Origin of the sequence: Streptomyces amakusaensis, from assembly GCF_039532665.1 — a bacterium.
Classification (GTDB): domain Bacteria; phylum Actinomycetota; class Actinomycetes; order Streptomycetales; family Streptomycetaceae; genus Streptomyces; species Streptomyces amakusaensis.
On record NZ_BAAASB010000008.1, the window covers coordinates 1 to 17,193 of the forward strand.

At 72.1% G+C, this 17,193-nt stretch carries 13 protein-coding genes and 1 pseudogene; 5 read left to right on the plus strand and 9 right to left on the minus strand.

Annotated features, from left to right (window positions below):
* Nucleotides 1-293: pseudogene (locus ABD371_RS15820) on the minus strand (hypothetical protein); the annotation flags it as partial.
* A 231-nt stretch (nucleotides 294-524) separates the two neighbouring features.
* Between ABD371_RS15820 and ABD371_RS15825 the strand changes: the two are divergent.
* Nucleotides 525-1,481: an aminoglycoside phosphotransferase family protein gene (locus ABD371_RS15825; protein ID WP_344477246.1), complete on the plus strand. Its 957-nt coding sequence runs from the start codon at nucleotides 525-527 to the stop codon at nucleotides 1,479-1,481.
* A gap of 82 nt (nucleotides 1,482-1,563) precedes the next feature.
* Here ABD371_RS15825 and ABD371_RS15830 read toward each other — a convergent pair whose 3' ends face one another.
* The 7 genes from ABD371_RS15830 to ABD371_RS15860 all read right to left on the minus strand — a co-directional run bounded on the left by ABD371_RS15830 (nucleotide 1,564) and on the right by ABD371_RS15860 (nucleotide 11,060).
* A complete protein-coding gene (locus ABD371_RS15830) occupies nucleotides 1,564-3,618 on the minus strand; it encodes a PhoX family protein (protein ID WP_344477248.1) in 2,055 nt (684 codons plus the stop codon).
* Nucleotides 3,619-3,825: 207 nt separating this feature from the next.
* The gene (locus ABD371_RS15835) at nucleotides 3,826-5,253 is read right to left on the minus strand and encodes a GntP family permease (protein ID WP_344477250.1); all 1,428 of its coding nucleotides are present in this window, start codon (nucleotides 5,251-5,253) and stop codon (nucleotides 3,826-3,828) included.
* A 157-nt stretch (nucleotides 5,254-5,410) separates the two neighbouring features.
* Nucleotides 5,411-6,535, minus strand: coding sequence for a glycerate kinase (locus tag ABD371_RS15840; RefSeq protein ID WP_344477252.1), 1,125 nt, complete (start codon nucleotides 6,533-6,535; stop codon nucleotides 5,411-5,413).
* A gap of 167 nt (nucleotides 6,536-6,702) precedes the next feature.
* The gene (locus tag ABD371_RS15845) at nucleotides 6,703-7,770 is read right to left on the minus strand and encodes a CdaR family transcriptional regulator (protein WP_344477255.1); all 1,068 of its coding nucleotides are present in this window, start codon (nucleotides 7,768-7,770) and stop codon (nucleotides 6,703-6,705) included.
* Nucleotides 7,771-7,816: 46 nt separating this feature from the next.
* Nucleotides 7,817-8,728, minus strand: coding sequence for a GlxA family transcriptional regulator (locus tag ABD371_RS15850; protein ID WP_344477258.1), 912 nt, complete (start codon nucleotides 8,726-8,728; stop codon nucleotides 7,817-7,819).
* Nucleotides 8,725-9,276 (minus strand): cysteine hydrolase family protein, encoded by a 552-nt coding sequence (locus ABD371_RS15855; protein ID WP_344477824.1) that lies wholly within the window; start codon nucleotides 9,274-9,276, stop codon nucleotides 8,725-8,727. The genes ABD371_RS15850 and ABD371_RS15855 overlap by 4 nt, the downstream gene beginning before the upstream one ends.
* Nucleotides 9,277-9,692: 416 nt before the next feature.
* The gene (locus ABD371_RS15860; protein ID WP_344477259.1) at nucleotides 9,693-11,060 is read right to left on the minus strand and encodes an aspartate aminotransferase family protein; all 1,368 of its coding nucleotides are present in this window, start codon (nucleotides 11,058-11,060) and stop codon (nucleotides 9,693-9,695) included.
* Between the two features lie 210 nt (nucleotides 11,061-11,270).
* Between ABD371_RS15860 and ABD371_RS15865 the strand changes: the two genes are divergently transcribed.
* Nucleotides 11,271-12,050, plus strand: a complete 780-nt coding sequence (locus ABD371_RS15865; protein ID WP_344477260.1) for an SDR family oxidoreductase — start codon at nucleotides 11,271-11,273, stop codon at nucleotides 12,048-12,050.
* Nucleotides 12,051-12,138: 88 nt separating this feature from the next.
* On the opposite strand, the gene ABD371_RS15870 is transcribed toward ABD371_RS15865, so the two are convergent.
* Complete coding sequence (locus tag ABD371_RS15870; protein ID WP_344477261.1) at nucleotides 12,139-12,954, minus strand: phytanoyl-CoA dioxygenase family protein; 816 nt, start codon at nucleotides 12,952-12,954, stop codon at nucleotides 12,139-12,141.
* A gap of 332 nt (nucleotides 12,955-13,286) precedes the next feature.
* Between ABD371_RS15870 and ABD371_RS15875 the strand changes: the two genes are divergently transcribed.
* From ABD371_RS15875 to guaD, 3 genes are all read left to right on the plus strand, one after another.
* The gene (locus ABD371_RS15875; protein WP_344477263.1) at nucleotides 13,287-14,981 is read left to right on the plus strand and encodes an alkaline phosphatase family protein; all 1,695 of its coding nucleotides are present in this window, start codon (nucleotides 13,287-13,289) and stop codon (nucleotides 14,979-14,981) included.
* A gap of 162 nt (nucleotides 14,982-15,143) precedes the next feature.
* Nucleotides 15,144-15,635 carry a peptidylprolyl isomerase gene (locus ABD371_RS15880; protein ID WP_344477265.1) on the plus strand — a complete coding sequence of 164 codons (492 nt, stop codon included), beginning with the start codon at nucleotides 15,144-15,146 and terminating at the stop codon, nucleotides 15,633-15,635.
* 198 nt (nucleotides 15,636-15,833) lie between these two features.
* Nucleotides 15,834-17,165: a guanine deaminase gene (gene guaD, locus ABD371_RS15885; protein WP_344477266.1), complete on the plus strand. Its 1,332-nt coding sequence runs from the start codon at nucleotides 15,834-15,836 to the stop codon at nucleotides 17,163-17,165.
* The last annotated feature ends 28 nt before the right edge of the window (nucleotides 17,166-17,193 follow it).

Here is a 17,193-nt window from a genome sequence, read left to right on the forward strand (position 1 = left end):
CGGGGGGTGGGGGCGGTGTGGAGGGGGCGGTCGGGGCGGGAGGGGTGGTGGGCGCTGTCGTCGGGGCGCTTCGCGGGGCGGGGCGCGGGCTTGTGGCTGGGGGAGGTGAGCTGTTCGCGGCCGGTGGGCTCGGCGGGGTGCCGGCCGCCGGCGGGGAGGGCCGACCGGCCGCCGTCCTGGGCCGGGCCGGGCGCGCCCGGTCTGCCCGTGGGCTCGGCCGGCACGGAGACGCACGCGGACAGGCCGAGGAGGGCGGAGACGGACAGGACGAGGAGTACGGACCGCTGGCGCATCCGGTCATCGTCCCGCGCACCGGTGCCCGCGACCCGGCGCACACGCCCGGAGACACCGGCACGAGTGACACCGGAGGACGGACGGAGACTCCGCCGCGGAATAATAATCCCGGGCCCGGCGGGGCGTGTTCGCCTAAGGTGATCCCATGCTTTGACGCATGCCCGAGGCCCGGGCGCCCCCGCCGCTCCTTCGTGTCCCAGAGAAACCGGAACCCACGAAGGAGACCCGACATGAATCCGTCGACCCCTGTCGACGTACCCGACGTACCCGATGTACCCGATGTACCCGACGCGTTCGTCGCGTCATACCTCCGGAACAACCCCTCCGGCCGGAGCTGGATCGCCGCGCTGCCCGCGCTGGCTGCGGAGTTCCTGGACCGCTGGAACCTGCGACCGGACGGCCTCCCGGGGCACGGGATGGCCTCCCTGGTACTGCCGGTGACCCGCGCGGACGGCACGGGCGCGGCGCTGAGGCTCCAGAAGGCCGAGGAGGAGAACGCGGGGGCCGCGAGCGGCCTGCGGGCGTGGAACGGCGACGGGGCGGTGCGTCTGCTGGAGCACGATCCCGGCTCCGGGGCCATGCTGCTGGAGCGGCTGGACGCGAGCCGCCCGCTGTCGGCGGTGGCCGACGACTCCGCCGCCATGGGGATTCTCGCGGAGCTGCTGGCGCGGCTGGTCGCCGTGGAGGCTCCGCCCGGGCTGCGGCGGCTGTCCGACATCGCCGCGGCCATGCTCGACGAGACGCCGCGCGCGGTGGCGGCGCTGCGCGACCCGGCGGAGCGGCGGCTGGTGCGCACCTGCGCGTCGGCCGTGGCCGAGCTGGTCGGCGAGTCCGGCGACCGGCTGCTCCACTGGGATCTGCATTACGGCAATGTCCTCGCGGGCCGGCGGGAGCCGTGGCTGGCCATCGACCCCGAACCGCTGGCCGGTGACCCCGGGTTCGATCTGTGGCCCGCGCTGGACAGCCGGTGGGAGGAGGCGGTGGTGCCCGGCGGGGTGACCCGCACGGTGCTCCGCCGCTTCGACCTGCTCACCGAGGTGCTCGGGCTGGACCGGCGGCGGGCGATCGGCTGGACGCTCGGCCGCGTACTGCAGAACGCGCTGTGGGACGTCGAGGACGGGAAGGCGGCGCTGGAGCCCGCCCAGGTCGCCCTGGCCGGAGTCCTGCTGGAGCGCGAAAGGCGGTGATGGGCCGGTGACGGCCCGGCGGCCGGGATCCGCTCGGGGAGCGATCCCGGCCGCCGGGTGTCCGCGCACCGGACCGGGCGGGTCAGACGCCGATGTCGCGGCCGTCCTCGCGCCAGACCGCGACCACGGCGGGCCGCACCAGCTTGCCCGGCCCGTCCGGCCAGGTGCTGCCGGGCAGTTCGACGGAGGCTCCGTCGACCTCGCCGGGGTGCTGGACCGCGACCACCACCCGGCGGTCCTGGACGATGGGACCGCAGGTCTCGGCCCCCACGGGCACGCTCAGGAACTGCTTCAGCTCACCGCGCCGCTCGCCCCGGGTGGCGACCCCGAAGAGCCCGTCGTTGGAGCCGAGCTTGTTGCCGTCGGTGGAGATCCAGAGATTGCCGTGCGGGTCGAAGGTCACATTGTCCGGGCAGGAGATGGGGCTCACTCTCTCCTTGGGGAAGCCCGCGAAGTAGGTGGACGGGTCCGCCGGGTCGCCCGCGACCAGGAAGAGCCGCCAGGCGAAGGTCGTGCTCGACGGGTCGTTACGGTCCTCCATCAGCTCCAGGATCTGGCCGTGCTTGTTGAGGTTGCGCGGATTGGCCTCGTCCGCGCCGGGCTTGCCGGGCTTGCCGCGGTCGGTGTTGTTGGTGAGCGCGACATAGACGCGGCCGGTGCGCGGCGAGGGCTCGACGTCCTCGGGGCGGTCCATCTTGGTCGCGCCGACCTTGTCGGCGGCGAGGCGGGTGAAGACGTACACCTCTTCGGCGGTCATCCCCGGCACATGGGAGACATCGCCGGTGGCCAGCGGGATCCAGACGCCGGAGCCGTCGAACTCGCCGTCGTCCGGGAGTCTGCCCGAGCCGTCGATGGCCTCCGGGCTGTCGCCGGTGAGCTTGGCGACGTACAGCGTGCCCTCGTCCAGCAGGGTGAGATTGTGCTGGCGCGCCGCGCGCGAGCGCCCCTGCCGCATCCGCTTGGAGGAGACGAACTTGTAGAGGTATTCAAAGCGTTCGTCGTCGCCCGTGTAGACCGCCGGGCGGCCGTCGGCGGTGAGCCGGGGCTCCGCGCCCTCGTGCTTGAGGCGGCCGAGCGCGGTGTGCTTGCGCGGGGTGGAGTCGGGGTCGTACGGGTCCAGCTCGACCACCCAGCCGTGGCGGTGCGGCTCATTGGGCTCCAGCGCCACGTCGAAGCGCCGGTCGAAGCGCTCCCACTTGCGCTCGGTGACCCCGGTGGGGAGGCCGTAGCGGCGGTCGGTGGCGCGGGTGCCGTTGGCGAAGTACTGGTTGATGTTCTCCTCGCCGTGGAGGGTGGTGCCCCAGGGGGTGGTGCCGCCCGCGCAGTTGTTGAAGGTGCCCAGCACCCTGGTGCCGGTGGGGTCCGCCGAGGTGGTGAGCAGCGGGCTGCCGGCCGCCGGGCCCGTGACCTCGAACTCGGTCGTCGCGGTGATGCGGCGGTTGAGACGGTGGCGTACGACGGGGGTGAGCCTGCCGGTGCCGCGCTCCTCCTGGACCACCACGACGGAGAGCCCGTGCCCGGCCCAGCCGATCTCCACCTGCTCCCGGGTGGGGTTCTCGGGGTCGTAGCCGCGGAACATCAGCTGCTCGCTGGTGTACTCGTGGTTGGCGATCATGACCTGCCGGCCCCGCTCCCCCGGCAGGGGCAGGAGGGAGAGGAAGTCGTTGTTGTAGCCGAACTGCCCCTCCTGCGCCTTGGCGGTCTGGTTCTCCGCGTCGAAGGCGGGCGCGCCGCGCAGGATGGGGTCGCCCCAGCGGATCACCACGTTCTGGGCGTGTCCGGCGGGGACGGTGACGGTGTCGTTCACATTGGGGGGTACGGGGGTGAACCGCAGGCCCCTCGCTCCGTCGGGGCGGCCGTGGCCCCGGCCCGCGACCGGGGCGGCGTGCGCCTGGGCCCCGGTGCCCGGGGCAACGGTCAGGGCGGTGCCGGCGGCGGTCGCGACGGTCACCAGGGCGGTGGCCCGCACCACCGACCGGCGGGAGACGGCTCCGGCGATGATGTCGCCCGCGTACTCGTTGTCGCTGGTGTTCGGCACCTCCAGGAAGCAGGCGTCGCCACAGCGGTAGCGACAGGTGAGGGCGGATCGTCCGCCCGCGTGCGGCTTGGTGCTCAAGAACGGCAGCAGACTGCGCACTTTGTGCTCCTCCTCCGGCGCTTTCGCGCCGACAGAATCTCTCTGGCATTTCTCCCGCCGGCCGTCACGGGGACGGCCGGCCGTACCGCACGAAAGTCTTCATTCTTTCCGACCGGTTCCGGCGGCCGGCGGGCGGGCTTCTCCGGGGCCGCCGGCGAACTCCCGGCGGCGGGGAAGCAGTTCCCCGCCGCCGGGCGGTGGAGGTGTCTACAGCAGGAACACGCCGAGCACGAGCACCGCGCCCAGGGCGGTGAGCCCTTGTACGAGGGTGGCCGCCGTCTGGGCCCGGTAGGCGGTCTGGACGCTCATGCCGGAGAACTGGGAGACGACCCAGAAGTACGAGTCGTTGACATGGCTGACGACCATCGCACCGGCGCCGATCGCCATCACCGCGAGCACCTGTCCGATCGGGATCGAGCCGAGATGGCCGTCCAGTCCGAGGGCCGGCAGCAGCGGCTGCGCCAGTGTGGAGGTGATGATCAGCGAGGCGGTGCTGCTGCCCTGTGCCGTCTTGAGCAGGGCGGCGAGACCGAAGAGGACCAGCAGTGCGGAGATGCTGCCCAGCGCGGAGCCGTCCCCGACGAGCGAGGAGATGTAGTCGGCGATCGGCGTGGCCTTGATCACCGAGCCGAACGCGCCGCCCGCACCCGTGATCACCAGGATCGGGGCCGCGTCGACGATCCCCTCGGCGACCCAGGTGGTGAGCGCCTTGGCGTCGCGCTTGGGAGGCAGCAGCGCGAGCGCCAGGATCACACCGATCAGCAGGGCGTTGACCGGGGCCCCGAGGTCCATGAGCAGACTGCCCAGCGCTCCGTCGACCAGGGTGGTGTCGCCGGAGGGGAAGGCCGCGACGGAGCCGACGGCCATGAGCACGATGGGCAGGACGATGGGCGTCAGGGCGCGGCTCAGGCTGGGGAGGCGCTCGAACTGCTCCTTGTACTCCTCGAACGTCTGGTGCGCGTCGGGCAGCTTGCTCTCCAGATGGCCGGTGCGGCGCAGGGCCCAGACGAGACCGGCGAGCGCGGCGACGAGGGAGATCGGGATGGAGAAGAGGATGACCCAGATGAGGCCGTCGGACCCGATGCCCACATTGCCGGCGGCGGCGATCGGGCCGGGCGTCGGCGGGACGAAGGTGTGCGAGGCGTACAGGCCGGTGGCCAGCGCCGTCCCGAGCACGACCGGGTTCTTGCCGGTCTTCCGCGCAATGGAGCGCTGGAGCGGGGAGAGCACCACATAGCCGGAGTCGCAGAAGACGGGGATGGAGACGACCCAGCCGATCAGCGACATGGCTATGGCGGGGTGCCGCTTGCCCACGACCTTCAGCACGGCCTCGGCGAGCGTCACGGCGGCCCCGGTGCGCTCCAGCACCTTGCCGATGATCGTGCCGAACAGGATCACCAGGCCGATGCTGGCGAGGATGGAGCCGAAGCCCTCGGCGATGGTGGTGCCGAGCTTGTCGACGAAGGGCTTCTCGGAGCCGGTCGCGGCGCCGATGCCCATCGCGACGAGGCCGAATCCGTAGGTGGCGAGGACGATGGCCAGAAAGGGATGCATTCTGAATCGGCCGCACAGAAGGATGATCAAGCCGATGCTCGCCGCCAACGCGGCGAGCAGGGCGGGTCCGGCGCTGCTCATGGGACTCCTTGCTGGGAGAACAGGGATACGAGGAAGCCGGTCCTGGGGCGGACAGGGGCTCGTGCGGGGGCGTGCGGCGGCATGCGGGGACATACGAGGGCCGCGAAGGGGACGTGAAGGGGACCTACGGGGGACGGGGGTACGGGGAGGTGAAGGGTCAGGCCAGGCGCAGCCGTACGGCCTGCTCGGCCGCGGCGGCGAGGAGGGGGGCCGCCGATTCGGTCATGTCGAGGAGGGTGCGGGGGCCGTCGGCGATGCCGAGGGCCGCGGTGAGGCCGATGGCGTGCAGCTCGCCGATCGGGTGGACGATCTCCCCGGCGAGTGCCAGGGCCGGGACGCCGCGCTCCTTGGCGAGCCGGGCGACCTGGGAGACGACCTTGCCCGCCGCGCTCTGCCGGTCGAGCCTGCCCTCGCCGGTGATCACCAGGTCGGCGCCGTCCAGCGCGGCCGGGAGGCCGACGGTCTCGGCGACCAGTTCGCATCCCCGGACCGGTTCGGCTCCCAGGATCGCGACCATGCCGCCGCAGGTGCCGCCCGCGGCTCCGGCTCCCGGCAGATCGTGGACGCGTACGCCGAAGTCGCGGGCGAGCACATCGCCGAACCGGTTCAGGGCGTGGTCGAGCCGCACGACCTCTTCGGGGGTGGCACCCTTCTGCGGGCCGAACACCGCTGCCGCGCCCTCCGGCCCGACCAGCGGGTTGGTGACATCGCAGGCGATCTTGAAGCGGGTCTCGCCGACCGCCGCGTCCACCCCGCTCGTGTCGATCCGTTCGAGGTCGGCGAGGTGCACGCCGCCCGGGGGCAGTTCGGTCCCGTCGGCGGCCTCGAACCGTACGCCGAGCGCGCGCATCAGGCCGCTGCCGCCGTCGGTGCTGGCGCTGCCGCCGATGCAGACGAGCACGTCGCGCGCGCCGCGCCGGACGGCGTCGGCGATCAGCTCCCCCGTACCGGTGGTGTCGGCGCGCAGCGCGTCGGTGCCGCCGGCCAGCAGCGGCAGGCCCGAGGCCGAGGCGAGTTCGATCACGGCGGAGCGGCTGTCGGCGGAGAGCAGATAGCGGGCGCGGACCGGCCACCGCAGGGGGCCGGCGACGGTCAGCCCGATCTCCTCGCCGCCGGTCGCGCCGCGAATGCAGTCGAGGGTGCCCTCGCCGCCGTCGGCCATCGGAACGCGGACGACGTCGGCGTCGGGCAGGGCGCGGCGTACGCCTTCCTCGATCGCCGCGCAGACGGCGGTGGCGGGGAGACTGCCCTTGAAGGAATCGGGAGCGATGACGACACGCACGGAACCAGGCCCTTCGAGATGGAGTCGGCGCATCCGAAGAGGGGTGATGAGCCGTGTCGGCACTCTAGGTACTGGGCCGTGGCGTCCGCATTGGCCCGGACGACGAACTTGTCGGGGTGTCGCGCCCCGGCTTTGTGCACGGTGCACAAAGCCGGGGCGGTGCGGGGTCAGTCGAGTTCGCAGAGGTGGAGGGCGACCTGGAGGACCACCGCGTCCTGGAAGGCCCGCGGGTCGCGCGAGGTGAGGTCCTGGACCCTGCCCAGCCGGTAGGTGAGGGTGTTGCGGTGGACGTTGAGCGCCCGGGCCGCGTCGGTGATGCCGCGGTCGTGGTCGAAGTAGGCCCGGAGGGTGTTCCGCAGCTCCGGGGAGAGGGGTCCGAGGATCCGTTCGGCCGTGGCGGCCCTGGTCTCCGGTTCGATCCGGGCGAGGAGTACGGGGAGTTCGAGGTCGGAGAGATGGACCTCGCCCCGGAGTCTTCGGCGCAGTGCGAAGCGGGCCTGCGCGGCGCGCTCCAGCAGGGCGGTGAAGTCGCCGGCGCGTCCGGCGTCGAGGTATCCGCTGTCCCGGCGTGAGCCGCAGAGGGTCGAGAGCCGGTGGCGCAGCGAGACGGCGGCGGAGCCGCCGGCCAGGGCCCACACCGCGCCCTCGGTGTCCTCGGCGGCGAGCACGGCGCTCTCGTCCGCCTCCAGCAGGCGGTACAGATCGTGCGGGTCCCGGCCGTTGCCCGCGGGGCGGTCGTGCAGGACGAAGAGGGCGTACGGGGGCTCGACGCGGCAGCCCGCGAGCTGCTGGCGCTGTCGCCAGCTCTCCCAGGTCAGCCGTCCGGCGATGAGGTCCTGGACGATCTGCTGACGGACCCGGTGCCGCCAGCCGGCCTCGCCGAGGAAGGCCTGTTGCAGGGCCATCAGCTCGGCCATGCGCGAGATGGCCCGGGCGATCTCGCCGACCTCCCGGGGCTCGCCGCTGACGCCGACCACGCCGACGACCTCGTCGCCCAGCCGCAGCGGGAGGTTGACCCCCGCCCGGGTGCCGTTCAGGGCGCGGGCCTCCTCTCCGGTGACGGAGAAGGGCATGCCGGTGTCCAGCACGCGCAGCGCGCCCTCGTGGAGACTGCCCACCCGGCCGCGATCGCTGCTGGCGGTGATGACTCCGTGTTCGTCCATGATGTTCACGTTCACGCCGAGGCGCGCGACGATGTCGTCGACAATGGCCTGAGCGGCTGCGCCGGCAATCATCGGGCAAAGATACCCGTTTCGCCGGGGTCCGCCGGGAAAGGGCGGGTCAGGAGGTCCGGGCGCGGAGCCTGCGGAGCATCCGGGCGTCGTCGAAGCCGACTTCGCGGGCGGCGCTCTCCCTGGTCGCGCCGTGGCTGATCAGATGCTCGGCGCGCTCCAGGCGCAGCGCCTGCTGATAGCGGAGCGGGGTGAGGCCTCCCGTGGCGCGGCCGAACAGCCTGGTCAGGGTGCGCTCGCTGACGCCGGCGGACGCGGCCAGGACACCGAGCGGCAGCGTTTCGGTGAAGCGTGCGTCGATGAGGCTCTGGACGCGGTGGACGGTGTCGTCGAGGTGTGAGCGGTGCCGGAGCATGGCTCCGGCCTGGGGCTCGTGGCCGTTGCGGCGGACGTAGACGACCATGTTCCGGGCGACCTGGGCGGCGAGCGCGGGGCCGTGCCGTACGGAGAGCAGATGCAGCGCCAGGTCGATGCCGCTGGCTATGCCCGCCGAGGTCACCACCCGGTCGTCGGTGGTGAACAGGACGTCCCGTACGACCGTCGCGCGGGGGAACCGGGCCGCCAGCTCGTCCTGGAGGTCGTGGTGGGTGGTGCACCGGCGGCCGTCCAGCAGCCCCGCCAGGCCCAGCGCGGCCGCGCCGGCGCAGACACTGGCGACGGTGCCGCCGGCGGCGTGGTGCGCGCGCAGCCGTTCCAGTGTCCCGGGGCCCGGTTCGGGGCCGGCGCGCAGGGTGGGCGCGCGCCAGCCCGGCACCATGATCAGATCCCCGGGGTCCGGCTCCGGCCAGTGGACGCCCGCGACCAGGGGCAGCCCCTGGGCGCTCGTCACCAGCTCCTGCTCGGCGATGTGCTCAAGGGTGTAGGGCAGGCCGAGATCGGCGGCCGTGGTGAAGACCTGGGCGGGTCCGGCCAGGTCGAGCAGATGGACCCCGGGGAGGAGGACGAAGACGATGCGGCTCACGCCGGGGAGGCTCCCAGCTCGGCCTCCAGCTCCGCCACCGTGACGATCCTGGCGAACCGGTCGCGGAGGACCGCCTCGGTGCGCTCGACGATCGCTTCGGCGCTCAGCCCGCCGATGGCCTCGGTGGTGGTGGCGTCGGTGACGAAGTCGACGCGGTATCCGAGGTCGCTGCCGATCCGGGCGGTGGTCTCCACGCACTGTTCGGTGCGGAGGCCGCAGAGGCGCAGACCGGTCACGCCCTCCCTGGTCAGCAGTTGTTGCAGCCGGGTGGTGGTGAAGGCGTTGTGGGAGGTCTTGTACAGGACCGGCTCGCCGGGCAGCGGTGTCTCCACTTCCTCCAGGAGCCTTACGTGACCCTCGGCCGGGTCGAACACGCCACCGGTGCCGGCTTCGGAGTGGAGCACCCAGACCACGGTCTCGCCGTGGGCGCGGGCCAGGCGCACCAGCCGGTTCACCGGCTCCGCGATCTTCGGATCGGCGATGTCCTTCCACTCCGGGCGGGCGCGGAAGGACTCCTGGACATCGATGACGATCAGTGCGTTTCCCATGGGTCCAGTCTGGCGGGCACGGCCGCCGGGGCGCAGGCCCGATCCGGGCTCGCGGCGGACCGATCCGGTCAGCGGGTCAGCCGGGGCCGAGGGCGATGGCCCGGAGGGCGGTGAGATGCCGGGCGTGGGCCGCGCGGCCGTCCTCGGTGAGGGAGAGCCAGGTCCGGGCCGGCGGCCGACGCGGCCCTTGTCCACGGCGGCCAGGCCGCCGTCCTCCAGGGCGGCGATCTGCTTGGACAGGGCCGAGTCGGTGACCTCCACGAGATCGCGGACGAAGCCGGCCCGGTGCAACGCCTCGCCGGCGTCGGTGACGTCGGTCAGGTGTCCCCCTCGTGCTTCGGCTCGCACTCCTGCACGTCACTTTCCTTTGCCGGATTCACAAACACTTCCACCTTGGCAAGTGGAAAGTGGCCGGCTCAGCCCATCGCGGCGAAGGCCCCGTCGATCGCCTCACAGGTCCGGGCCAGTTCGTCCTCGGTGACCACGGCCGGGACGAACCAGCAGGCGAGGCCGTACGCGTTGCAGTGCACCCCGCGGCGCAGGAGTTCGTGGCGGAGGGTGTCGTAGCGCCGCCGGTGGAGCCGGAACGCGTCGCGGTAGCGGTGGATCGGGGCTCCGTCGGGGGTGAACACCGCCTGGAACATCGCGCCGACGCCCTGGACCGCGCAGGGGATCCGGCGGTCGTGGGCCGCGCGCCGGATCGCCTCGGCGACGCGCAGGCCGGTCTCCTCGATCCGCCGGGTGACGGCCGGGTCGGCGAGCGCGGTGAGCGTGATGAGGGCGGAGGTGGCGCAGAGCGGTGAGGCGTTGTAGGTGCCGCCGTGTTTGACCCGGCCGGCCGCCAGGGGCTCCATGACCTCGCGGACCCCGGCGAACGCGGCGATCGGCAGCCCGCCGCCGAGCGCCTTGGAGTAGACGGCGATGTCCGGCCGCACCCCGAAGAGGGACTGCGCGCCGCCGGGCCCGGTGCGGAAGCCGGTGCACACCTCGTCGAAGATCAGCACCGCGCCGTGGGCCGTGGCCGCATCGCGCAGCCGTTCCAGATAGCCGGGGAGCGGCATCACACAGGCGTTGTTGGCCACGATGGGCTCGCAGATCACGGCCGCGAACTCGCCCCGGTGGGCGTCGAGCACGGTGTGCAGCGCCTCGGGGTCGTTCCAGGGGCAGACCACGACGTCGTCCACCACCCCGGCGGGGATGCCGGGCGAGTGGGGCACGGCGCGCGGAGCGCCGTAGGGGCCCGTCTCCGCCTCGTCCGGACGGTTGGAGACGGCGAGGGTGTCGGACCAGCCGTGGTAGTGGCCCTCGAACTTGAGGATCTTCGTACGTCCGGTGTGGCCGCGTGCGGCCCGTACCGCGCCCTGGACCGCTTCGGAGCCGGAGTTGGCGAACCGGACCAGCTCGGCGCAGGGCACCATGTCCGTGATCAGCTCGGCGAGTTCGACCTCGGGGACATTGCAGGTCCCGAACATCGTCCCCCGGGCGAGCACCTCGGTCAGCCCGGAGGTGAGCGAGGGGTGCGCGTGGCCGAGGATCGCGCTGCCGTAGGAGATGAGGTAGTCGATGTACTCGTTTCCGTCCACATCCCTGATCCGGGCCCCTGAGCCGCTGCTCATATAGAGCGGGTACGGATGCGGCCCGGTGGAGGTGAGCCGGGAGGAGGAGCTGATGCCACCCGCGAGGGAGCCTTTGGCCCGCGCGAAGAGTTCACGGCTCGCGGCCGTTCCGCCGAGCGCCGGCGCGGGCCGTTCGAGCGAGTCGCCCGAGAAAACCTGAGTATCCATATGTCACTCCCGCCTCAAAGGCCTTGACGGCCGGTCGTGAGTTTTTCCGAATTCCACCCGGCTGCGGCCGTGCGGAAGCATTCCGATGGCGTGAACTCGCTGTCTTGACGTACTTCTCGGTCGTCCCGAGACTCGGGGCATGCCGCCGGCAAAAGATCACCCGGGCGGAATTCTCGGCAGCTCGCACCTTACGGCGAAAGGAATTCACCCATGACCGGAATCACGGAGATCGGCGCGGAGTCGGCCGGAGTGGCCCTGGTGACGGGAGCCGGCCGGGGCATCGGCCGGGCCTGCGCCGTCGGGCTCGTCGCCGAGGGCTGGACGGTGGTGCTGACCGGCCGCCGCGAGGGGCCGCTCAAGGAGACTGCGGAACTCGCCGGACAGGGGCCGGGCTCCGCCGTCGCCACCCCGCTGATCTGCGACATCACCGATCCCGATGCGGTGGAGGCGCTCTTCGCCGAGGTGGTGGGCCGGTTCGGACGGCTCGATCTGCTCTTCAACAACGCGGCCGACACCATGCCGTCCACCCCCGTGGAGGAGGTGTCCGCATCGGACTGGCACAAGGTGATGGACTCCATCGCCACCGGGACCTTCCTCTGTTCCCGGGCCGCGTTCCGGATCATGAAGGCGCAGTCCCCCCGCGGCGGACGGATCATCAACAACGGCGCTCCCTCCGCCCATGTGCCCCGGCCGGATTCGGTCGCCTTCACCGCGGCGAAGCACGCTGTGGCCGGGCTGACCAGGGCGCTCTCGCTGGACGGCCGCCGCCACGACATCTCCGTCGGACAGATCGACGTCGGCAATGTGACGCCCGAGGGGCGGGAGCAGCCGCCCGCGCGGCAGGCGGACGGGTCACTGCGGGTGGAGCCGACCATGGACGTCCGGCATGTGGTCGACATGGTGCTCGCCATGGCCGGCCTTCCCCGGGGAGTGAACGTCCAGTCGGTCACGGTCATGCCGAGCGCCATGCCCCTGGTGGGCCGGGGCTGACGGCTCCGGGCCGCCCGCCGCGGGACGACGCCCGCCCGGACCCGGCGCACCGCGCGTCCGCCACCGGCCACCGCGCGCCCACCGCTCCTCAGAGCGGACGGCGTTCGTACTCGGTGAAGTGGGCGTCACGGAAGAGTTCGGGCCACTCGCCGCCGCCCAGCCCCCGTTCCCGCCCGGTGGCCAGCAGATGCCGCCAGTACGGCTTCACCGGGGGCCACTTCCCGCCGGTCTGGCAGTAGGAGCCGTCGATCATGTAGCGGGGTCCGCCGTCCGCCGGACGCTCCCCCGGCCCGGCCCCGGGGGCGGGCCGGCGGGCGTGGAAGAGCGCGGAGTGCAGCAGCACGGTGGAGCCGGGCGGCAGTTCGTCGACGACCTCCTCGCCGGGGAGCCGGGCGGTGCCCAGATGGGCGAGGTCGGTCTTGCCCGCGACCTCGCGGTGGGATCCGGGAAGCACCGCGAGCCCGCCCATGCCGGGGGCCAGTCCCCCGATGTAGTGCAGGGCGTGCACCATCGCACGGCGGCGGTCCCGCTGCGGAGACTGCTCGTAGTCGTGGTGCCAGCCCTTGCCCGGGGCCCCCGGGGCGCGCCGGTCGCTGTGCAGATGGTGGAAGACGAAGGAGGGGCCGAGCAGCCGGGAGAGCAGCCGCAGCAGCGGTGGGTGCGCCGCGAGTTCGCCGTGGGCGGGCAGCTCGATCTCGACCACGGGCGGCGCTCCGTGCGGATCGGGGTTCAGGCATGCCTCGATGGACCGCCGACGCAGACCGCTGTCCACCCAGTGATCGACCTCCGGGACGAGCCGGGCGGTCAGCTCCGGGGGAAGGAATCCGGGAAGGACGAGATATCCCCGTTCCCGGAAACGATCGCGCACGTCGTTTCCGTGGGTCATGACGGTCTGCTCGCTCATGGAACGAAGTCCTCCTGCGTACCGATGCGCTCATCGGGCGGAATGATGACCGTGCGTGTCCTCGCACCATTTCCGGGTGTGCTGTGAACAGAGAAACGGAAGTGGCGTCCGACAGAGAAAACAGATGTACGCCGACCGAAAGAGAAAGGTATCCGGCCGATCACCTTCGCGCACCCACGGCAATGACATTGGCCAAAGTGACGCTCCATGGCCGAAAGCGGAGAGCCGCCCCCGAACCGGCCGCGCCACCGCGTCAATCGCCGTCCGCACCCGTTCCCCCATTCCGGCACACCCTCCCCCGGAACGGCGAACACCCCGTACGCTCACCTGACGTGACAGAGCGACTACGCAAAGACACCTTCCGGATCGGCTCCCGAGCGGTCCGGAAGGCGGCGGTCCTGATGGCCGTCCTCCTCCTGTCCGCGGGTGCCGCCGCGGCCGGCCCCGGCGACACCCGGCCACCGGCCCGGAGTTCCGAACCCCGTCCCCACCGCGTGCTGATCCTGGTGGTCGACCAGTTCCGGCCCGAGTACGTCGAGAAGTTCGGCATGGTCAACGCGCGTGCGCTGATGCGCGAGGGCACGGACTTCCGCGACGCCTACCTCGGGCACATGGCCTCCGAGACCGTCGTCAGCCACCAGGTCATCACCTCCGGCCAGTTGCCTCGCGACATGGGCTGGGCGGACGAGGTCTACCGCGACACGGGCGATCTGCTGGGCGGAGGGAAGGACACCCTCCACATCACCAGCGGGCTGGCCCGCACCCAGCTCGACACCCTGATGGACACCACCGGCGCGCCCAAGCTCGGCGACTATCTGCACCGCGCGTTCCCCGGCACCAAAGTGATCACTGTGGGCGCGAAGACCTACGCCACCCATGTCTCCGGCGGCTCCGGCACCGACATCCAGGTCACCTTCTCCGGGCGCGACTTCGCCTGCGGGAAGAGCGGGGCGAAGACCTGGCGCGGCCCGGCGGGCAAGGCCGTCCCGGCCTATCTCACCGCTCCCGTCTGCGGCCGTTTCCACGTCGACTCCGACCAGGCGCTCGACTACGGCACCGGAACCACCGCCCCCGCGTGGATGTACCCGCTGGACGGGAACCACTACGTCCCCGGCCGTGACCGCGCCCACCTCGGCGGCGACACCTGGGTGGCCGACGCGGGCATGGCGATGATGGAGCGGGAGGACTGGTCGGGCATGCTGCTGACCTTCCCCGGCGTCGACAAGGCCGGCCACATGTGGGGCGGCATCACCGACGACGCCGTGCACCCGCCGGGCTCGGACGCGGAGATGGCCCATCTGCGGCATCTCGCCAAGAACGTCGACCACCAGATCGGCCGGGTGATGGACCGGCTGCGCGCCCTCGGCCAGGACAGGCAGACGCTCGTCGTCCTGACCACGGACCACGGCGGCATGCCCGCCACCCGGTTCCACGGAGTGGACCGGGCCGGCCGGGGCGACCACAACTGGTTCTACGGACGGTCCGCACAGGGCGACTACCTCGACGCCGCTCCGGCCCTGGCCCCCCTGGTGGACACGGGGAACGTGGCCGGCTCGTACCAGGACAGCGCGGTGCGCACCTGGCTGAAGGACACCTCGCGCCCCGCGCTGCGCCGGGCGGCGACGGCGATGGCGGCGCTTCCGGACGTGATCGCGACGTACACCCTCGACGGCGACCGCTACCGGCTCGCGGGCAGCGCGCCCGGGCGGATGAGCCGGGGCGAGCGGTCCTGGTGGCAGGAGCACGGCCAGGAGCTGGTGAACACCATGGCCGCGCCGTACGGGCCCGATGTGATCGGCCTCCTCAAGGACGACACCAGCTACGGCGCGGCCGGTGACCACGGGGGCGCGCAGCGCGCCGCCCAGCGCGTACCGCTCGCCTTCTGGACCGCCGACCGGCCCGGGGCCACCCCCGGTGCGGCGCTGCGGGCCGTCGACATCCTCCCCACGGTGCTGGGCGCGCTCGGGATCACCCCGGCGGAGCGGGACGGCCTCGACGGCCGCGCCCATCCGCTCGGCCGGGGCTGACCGGGCCGACCCGGACGGGCAGGGCGGGCAGGGCGGCCGGAGCGGGCCGGAGTGGCCGGAGTGGCTGATTCAGGCCCCGTGCTCCGGCTCAAACGGGCGGTCTCGGCGGCACGCGGGGGCGCGAAGATCGTACGAGGGACAGGGGCTGTCAGAATGAGTCCCATGACGAACAATGTTTACTTCGACATCAGCATCAACGACGAGCCCGCCGGGCGGATCGTGTTCCGACTCTTCGACGACGTGGTACCCAAGACCGCCCAGAACTTCCGCGAGCTGGCCACCGGCCAGCACGGCTTCGGCTACGCCGGGTCCGCCTTCCACCGGATCATCCCCGGCTTCATGCTCCAGGGCGGCGACTTCACCCGCGGTGACGGCACCGGCGGCAAGAGCATCTACGGCGAGAAGTTCGCCGATGAGAACTTCCAGCTCAAGCACACCAAGCCGGGTCTGCTGTCGATGGCCAACGCCGGCAAGAACACCAATGGCTCGCAGTTCTTCATCACCACCGTGGTGACGTCGTGGCTCGACGGCAAGCACGTCGTCTTCGGCGAGGTCGTCGAGGGCCTGGAGCTGGTCCAGACGATCGAGGCCGCCGGCTCGCAGAGCGGAAACCCGAAGAAGCGCGTCGTCATCACGGCCTCCGGGACCGTCTGACCCTTCTCAGGGGCCTCCGGGCGCCCGGTTCCCGCCAGGGAGCCGAGGCCTCGGAGGCCGCCCGGGCCCCGGATCCGCCCGCCGTACGCCCGTGGGCGCGACGGCGGACGCCATCACTCGTTCGGGCGCGTCCGGATGCCGGACCGATGACGGCGGGGTCGACTGGCAGCACCTGCTGAGCCGGTTCCGGAGGCGTCGATGGCATCAAGGGTGACCGCGGTGCGCGGCCCGATGATCTGGTTCCGCGGCGATCCGTTCCTCTCCCCCCGCGAGGACGTCTTCGTCCACGAGAGCGACGGGCTGCTGATCTGCGAGGACGGGATCATCACCGCCTCGGGCGGCCACCGGGAGCTGGCCCACCGGCTCCCCGCGGGCCTCACCCCCACGCACTACCCCGACCATGTGATCAGCGCCGGGTTCATCGACACCCACACGCACTACGTCCAGACCGGGATCATCGCCGCCTTCGGCTCCCAGCTGATCGACTGGCTGAACCACTACACCTTCGTCGAGGAGCAGCGCTTCTCCGACGCCGGCTACGCGCGGCGGGTCGCCTCCGCGTTCTGCGACGAGCTGCTCCGCAACGGGACGACGACCGCGCTCGCCTTCTGCGCGGTGTATCCGCAGTCGGTCGACGCGCTGTTCGAGGAGGCGTCCCGGCGGAACATGCGGATCGCCGCCGGCAAGGTGCTGATGGACCGCAACGCCCCCGACGCGCTGCTGGACACCCCCCGGTCGGGCTACGAGGACTCCAAGGCGCTGCTGGAGCGGTGGCACGGCACGGGCCGCAATCTGTACGCCATCACTCCGCGATTCGCCCCCACCAGCACCCCCGAACAGCTCGAGGCCGCCGGCGCGCTGTGGCGCGAGCACCCCGGGGCGCTGATGCACACCCATGTGTCGGAGAACACCGGCGAGATCTCCTGGGTCCGCGCGCTCTTCCCCGAGCGCCGGGGCTATCTCGACGTCTACGACCACTACGGGCTGCTGGGCCCCCGGGCGGTCCTGGCGCACGGTGTGCATCTGACCCGCCACGAGCGGGACCGGTGCGCGGAGACGGGCGCGGCGGTCTCGCACTGTCCGACGTCCAATCTCTTCCTCGGCAGCGGTCTGTTCCACGTCCACGACGCCAAGGACTCCCGGCATCCGATGACGGTGGGTCTCGGCACCGACATCGGCGCGGGCACCAGCTTCTCGCTGCTGGCCACCATGAACGAGGCGTACAAGGTCGCCGAGCTGTCGAACTACCCCCTCGACTCCGTCAAGGCCTTCTTCCTCGCCACCCTCGGCGGCGCGCGGGCCATGGGCGCCGGCGACCGGGTGGGCTCCCTCGAATCGGGGCACGAGGCCGATTTCGTCGTACTGGACCCCCGGGCCACCCCGCTGCTCGCACAGCGGACCTCCCGTGCCGAGGGCATCGAGGAGCTGCTGTTCACGCTGGCGGTGATGGGGGACGACCGGACGGTACGGGCCACCTATGTGGCCGGTGTCCTGGCCCACGACCGGGACACGCCGTCCGCCTCGGCCTGAGCGTCAGCCCGGGCCCGAGCCGACAGGA

Excerpts from the sequence above, each read along its gene's own strand:
- ABD371_RS15825 (WP_344477246.1), top strand. The coding sequence starts at position 525 with ATGAATCCGTCGACCCCTGTCGACGTACCCGACGTACCCGATGTACCC.
- ABD371_RS15835 (WP_344477250.1), bottom strand. The coding sequence starts at position 5,253 with ATGAGCAGCGCCGGACCCGCCCTGCTCGCCGCGTTGGCGGCGAGCATC.
- ABD371_RS15845 (WP_344477255.1), bottom strand. The coding sequence starts at position 7,770 with ATGATTGCCGGCGCAGCCGCTCAGGCCATTGTCGACGACATCGTCGCG.
- ABD371_RS15855 (WP_344477824.1), bottom strand. The coding sequence starts at position 9,276 with ATGGGAAACGCACTGATCGTCATCGATGTCCAGGAGTCCTTCCGCGCC.
- ABD371_RS15860 (WP_344477259.1), bottom strand. The coding sequence starts at position 11,060 with ATGGATACTCAGGTTTTCTCGGGCGACTCGCTCGAACGGCCCGCGCCG.
- ABD371_RS15865 (WP_344477260.1), top strand. The coding sequence starts at position 11,271 with ATGACCGGAATCACGGAGATCGGCGCGGAGTCGGCCGGAGTGGCCCTG.
- ABD371_RS15870 (WP_344477261.1), bottom strand. The coding sequence starts at position 12,954 with ATGAGCGAGCAGACCGTCATGACCCACGGAAACGACGTGCGCGATCGT.
- ABD371_RS15880 (WP_344477265.1), top strand. The coding sequence starts at position 15,144 with ATGACGAACAATGTTTACTTCGACATCAGCATCAACGACGAGCCCGCC.
- guaD (WP_344477266.1), top strand. The coding sequence starts at position 15,834 with ATGGCATCAAGGGTGACCGCGGTGCGCGGCCCGATGATCTGGTTCCGC.